The sequence below is a fragment of the Terrisporobacter othiniensis genome (assembly GCF_000808015.1).
GTDB lineage: Bacteria > Bacillota > Clostridia > Peptostreptococcales > Peptostreptococcaceae > Terrisporobacter > Terrisporobacter muris.
The window spans coordinates 1-5,206 of record NZ_JWHR01000137.1 but is presented as its reverse complement, the minus strand read 5'-3'; the positions used below and the strand labels follow the sequence as shown (position 1 = coordinate 5,206).

General features: G+C 26.7%; 5 protein-coding genes. All 5 read left to right on the top strand.

Annotated elements, in window-relative coordinates; translation table 11 throughout:
• Nucleotides 1–732 precede the first annotated feature (732 nt).
• Nucleotides 733–1,776 (top strand): calcium/proton exchanger, encoded by a 1,044-nt coding sequence (gene cax, locus QX51_RS17010; RefSeq protein ID WP_039681098.1) that lies wholly within the window; start codon nucleotides 733–735, stop codon nucleotides 1,774–1,776.
• A 217-nt stretch (nucleotides 1,777–1,993) separates the two neighbouring features.
• Complete coding sequence (locus QX51_RS17005) at nucleotides 1,994–2,908, top strand: patatin-like phospholipase family protein (RefSeq protein ID WP_039681097.1); 915 nt, start codon at nucleotides 1,994–1,996, stop codon at nucleotides 2,906–2,908.
• 61 nt (nucleotides 2,909–2,969) lie between these two features.
• Complete coding sequence (locus QX51_RS17000) at nucleotides 2,970–3,494, top strand: hypothetical protein (protein WP_039681096.1); 525 nt, start codon at nucleotides 2,970–2,972, stop codon at nucleotides 3,492–3,494.
• 512 nt (nucleotides 3,495–4,006) lie between these two features.
• On the top strand, nucleotides 4,007–4,672 hold the full coding sequence (locus tag QX51_RS16995) for a polyphosphate polymerase domain-containing protein (protein WP_334291554.1): 666 nt from the start codon (nucleotides 4,007–4,009) through the stop codon (nucleotides 4,670–4,672).
• Nucleotides 4,666–5,206 (top strand): DUF4956 domain-containing protein (locus tag QX51_RS16990; protein ID WP_039681095.1); only part of this gene is annotated, 541 nt, incomplete at its 3' end. The genes QX51_RS16995 and QX51_RS16990, both read left to right, overlap by 7 nt.

The following is a 5,206-nucleotide window of genomic DNA, read 5'->3' as shown; positions in this document are numbered from 1 at the left end:
AAAACAGGCTCATAAATTTATGAGCCTGTTTTTGGTGTATAAAGTTAATATATATTTATTCAGAGTTTTATAAAGAACAACTTAAAAAAAGACCTGATTAGGTCCCTTTTTAAGGTAAAAGGTTTTTCATCTTATTGGGTATAAGTATTAAATGTTTATAATAATATTATTTACTCTATAAATGTTTTTTATAACACATATAAAAATGTTTTTGATTAATAAGTTATGTTTATTAAATATTTAATTATCTTTGTTAAAAAAATATAGAAAAAAACACCTTATACAAAATTCATAAGGTGCTAAATAACTCTAATTATTTAGAATGTGGGGGATTTCACACATTTTAATATCTGTTCAATGTTTAAAATAACTAGGTTTATATATAATATTCTTTTCTATATAAATAATTCCTTTTTTATTTTAAAATTTGTTAACCAATTAACTAAAGTATACAGAATTCTTATCAAAGTAATATTTTATATATTTTAAAATCTTTAATTGGTTTAAAGTAAGTTTTACTTGTTAGAAATAATAAGATTATGAGTTATTTTATATTAAAAATTAAGTTAGAATAATTAATTTTAATTTTTAAATATATTACTATTTTCTTTATTTTACTATGTTTAATGTTTATATTATATCCTACTAGGAATTTATATAAATTATTTCATCCAAGAATAATTTGCAATTCTAAGGTTAACCTAATTATAGATTTTAATAAGGAGGAAATTTATGAAGATTTTAAAATATATGTTAATTTTCATCCCCATCAGTTTTATAGCAAAATTTCTCAATGCCTCTGGGACTATTATGTTTATTTTATCTTGTTTATCCATCATTCCCCTTGCTGGTTTAATGGGTGAAGGTACAGAAGAAATATCCTTCTACTCTGGCCCTAAAATTGGAGGGTTCTTAAATGGTACTTTTGGAAATGCAACAGAACTTATTATTTCTTTCTTTGCTCTAAAAAAAGGATTGTTTGATATAGTAAAATCCTCTATTGCTGGAGCAGTAATTGGAAATGTTCTTCTTGTTGTAGGTGCAAGTATGTTAGCTGGAGGCCTTAAGTATAAGACACAAAAATTTAATGTTAAAGTTAGTGAAGTGTCTTCTTCCATGCTTTTGTTTGCAGTACTTGGCCTATGTATACCTGCTTTATTTACTCATACTGTTGATCCTGCTTTATTAAATACTCGCTATGAAGGTCTTAGTATTTTTGTTGCAGTTGTCATGATTATCATTTATGTACTTAGTCTTGTTTTTTCTTTTAGTACTCATAAAGATATATATAACTCTGATGAAAAAGAAGAAGGCGACCCTAAATGGTCATTAAAAAAATCAATTACTATTTTAGTAGTAGCAACAATCTTAATAGCTATTGAAAGTGAATTTTTAGTTAATGGTATTGAGCCTATCACTAGCGCTTTAGGTTGGAGTGAATTTTTTGTTGGTATAATATTAATACCTATTATAGGTAACGCTGCTGAGCACTCAACAGCTGTTATAATGGCAAGAAAGGATAAAATGGATGTGGCACTGGAAATTGCCATAGGCTCTTCTCTTCAAATTATTTTATTTGTTGCACCAGTGCTTATTTTCTTAAGTTTATTTTTTAAACCAATGAGTATTGTATTTAATGAGTTTGAGTTAATTGCACTTATAGCCTCTGTTTTAATTGCCAATAGAGTTTCTCATGATGGTGAGTGTAACTGGTTAGAGGGAGTTCAATTGCTAGCAGTGTATCTAATAATTTCAGCATCCTTCTTTATTATATAATCATATTCACAAAAATAGTGGTAATAATGCCACTATTTTTTAATTTCAAGAAAATATATTTTGGGCAATGTTGTTTCCTAAAGTAGAGCGCCACGCTGTGGGTTAGTCCAAACGAATTTTTATTTTTTACTATAGTTTATCATCTTTTTATACTTAGACATATTATGTATTGTACTAAATTATTTAAGTACGAGTTTAATATTGGTGGTGAATTATAATGTATGCAGATTTGGTGTGCAAGGGTGGCGGTGTCAAAGGGATAGCCCTTGTAGGTGCAATATCTTACTTTGAAGAACAAGGATATGCATGGAAAAGAGTTGCTGGTACATCTGCAGGTGCTATTGTTGCTTCATTGGTGGCTGTAGGATATAGTGCCAATGAAATTAAGGATATTATGTATGACTTAGACTATAATAAGCTTGCAGATAAAAATAAATTACAATCTATACCTTTGGTTGGGTCAGCTGCTTCTCTCTTCCTTTCAAAGGGACTACATTCAGGAGATTATATAGAAAATTTTCTTAGTAAAAAATTTGAGCAAAAAGGGAAAAAATATTTTAGAGATATTTATATTCATAACAATAGTAAATTAAAAGTTATTGCAACGGATGTTACTAGACATAAACTAATTACCTTACCTGATGATCTTGTTGAATATAATATAAATCCCCTTGATTTTGAAATAGCAAAAGCAGTTAGAATGAGTCTTAGTATACCGTTTTTTTATGAGCCAATAGTTCTAAATACTGATAAGGAACCTTGTTATATTGTTGATGGTGGACTTTTAAGCAACTTCCCTATTTGGATATTTGATGTAGCTGACAATCCAAGATGGCCTACCTTTGGTTTGAATTTATATAATAATGTACAAAAACCTAATAATAATCCAAATGGATTTATCCCTTTTTTAATGGATGTGGTGGAAACAAGTCTTGCCACAAGTGAAGAAGTATATTTTAAAGATTGTGATGCTGTTAGAATTGTTAATATTCCAACCTTGGGTATAAATACAGTAGATTTTGATATATCAAAGGATCAAATAAAATCTTTATTTAATTCTGGATATATTTCTGCTAAGTCATTTTTGGAAGGTTGGAATTTTAATGATTATCTTAAATATTATCGTAGTTAAATCTTATTTTGTAACCTTTTTATAAAACGTATCATAAAATATATTAGGGGGTGAATCGTCTATGAAAGAAGAATTCAATGATTGTAATAAAAATTATAATCATTTATTAAAAAGCCTCTGTAATATATTAAAAGAACGCAGTAATAAAGAAAGTTCTTATGCAACATTTTTACAAACAGAATGGGTTAGCGTAGGTTTAAATGAGTATTTTCCATTTAATATAACAGACATATATAATGAAGATATATTTCTTGTTAATCCTACTACTATAAAAGTTAATAAATCTGGCGTATATCATATAATATATAAAATTCCAGTTAATATAGAGGATAAAAAAGATCATCTTGAGCAAAGTATAGGTTTATACATTAATAATGTACTACAAAAAAACATTCAAAGAACTTTTGGAGTAATCGACCCTGATTATAAAAATTGTATGTCTATTATTGGTGATGATATAATTTATATCCCAGAAAATACTTTACTACAACTTAAAAATAATGGTTTTTCAAATAAAAGTAAAAATATTAATAGTTATAACAAAGAAGGCAGTAGTGCAAGTATTAATATAGTTAAAATCGGATAGAATATAGATTGCAAATTAGGGGAAATATGTCATTTCTCCTTTTTTTGTTAGTTTCATTATCATTTATAGTTGACAATTGAAAAATAATGCTATAATAATAGTAAGGACATTTTATTTTAACTCCAATGTTATAAAAATATTAGAATTAGGGGTGATTAAAATGACAAAATGCATAATTTACAATCTTAATTTCAAAAAAATAGAAGGCTTTATATATGAATTTACTAAAGCAAGAATAGATTTTAAACCATAAAGTATTAATAGCCACTCTTTATATAATAGATACCACATTAAACAATTTGATATAAGATAACTATAATTTCTATTATTAACTAAAAAATATGTTTACATATTTTCTAAGTTTCTTTTTAAGTTAAATTATTATACTCCTACTGTAAAACAATTACTAAAGAGGTGATAAATATGGCAATAAAATCATTTAAGCGTTATGAAAAAAATTTTTAATAACAGAAAATCAGTATAATAAATTAATTCCAAAACTTCTAGATTACATGAATCCAGATAAATACTGTAAAAACAATAATACTTACAGTATTTATAACATATATTACGACACAAAAAATAATGATGTAATAAGGCACTCTATCTCAAAACCATATTATAAAGAAAAGCTTAGGCTTAGGAGTTACAAAGTTCCAACCAGCCTTGATGAAAAGGTTTTTTTAGAACTGAAGAAAAAAATCAAAGGCATTGTAAGCAAAAGAAGACTTTCTCTTACACTAGGGGAGGCTTATGACTTTATATATAATCATAAGATACCTATGGTTAAGGACTATATGGATAAACAAGTACTAAATGAAATAGAATACTATCTTAGTAAAACAAAAGTTTATCCTACCGTATTTATATCTTATGAAAGAAACGCTTTCTTTTGTAAAGATAATCCCGATTTTAGAGTCACTTTTGATTCAAAAGTTTTAACGAGAAGAAATCATTTGCGATTAGAAGAAGGTAGCTCTGGTGAAGATGTAGTTGGAGAAAATAAATATCTTATGGAAATTAAAATATTAGGTGCAATACCTTTATGGTTTACAAGAATTCTATCTGAACTAAAAATTTATCCAACTCACTTTTCAAAGTATGGAAATGAATTTATGAAGTATTGCTTAAATAATAGAGAAAATAATGAAGTGGGGGTTGAGGTTGAAATATGTTAGATAAAATAATGTTATCAATAACAGGAGAATCTGTTACTATTACGAACTCACTATTGATAGTAGGTACATCTATTATTTTAGGAATTTTAATAAGTGTAGTTTACATGAAAACTAACCAAAAATCCAATTTAAGCTCAGGATTTAGTACTACTTTAATTATGTTGCCTGTAATAATATCTATAATTATTTTATTAGTTGGCAACAATGTAGCTAGAGCCTTCTCTTTAGCTGGAGCATTTTCTATAATTCGCTTTAGAAGTGCCCCAGGAGATCCAAAAGATATTGCATATATATTTTTTACTTTAGCAATTGGGCTTACTTGTGGTATGGGATATATTGCTTATGGCTTTTTATTTACTTTAATTATATCTGCTGTAATGATTGGATTACATATTACAAAATTTACAGAACCTAAAGATAAAACTATGCAACTAAAAATTACTATTCCAGAGGATTTAAATTATGAAGGTATATTTGAAGATATATTAAATAATTACACTAATTATTATAATATACAAAGAGTTAGAACTTGGA

Bases quoted from the DNA above. Each gene is read 5' to 3' on its own strand.
- QX51_RS17000 (WP_039681096.1), top strand. From the start codon at position 2,970: ATGAAAGAAGAATTCAATGATTGTAATAAAAATTATAATCATTTATTA.
- QX51_RS17005 (WP_039681097.1), top strand. From the start codon at position 1,994: ATGTATGCAGATTTGGTGTGCAAGGGTGGCGGTGTCAAAGGGATAGCC.
- cax (WP_039681098.1), top strand. From the start codon at position 733: ATGAAGATTTTAAAATATATGTTAATTTTCATCCCCATCAGTTTTATA.
- QX51_RS16995 (WP_334291554.1), top strand. From the start codon at position 4,007: ATGAATCCAGATAAATACTGTAAAAACAATAATACTTACAGTATTTAT.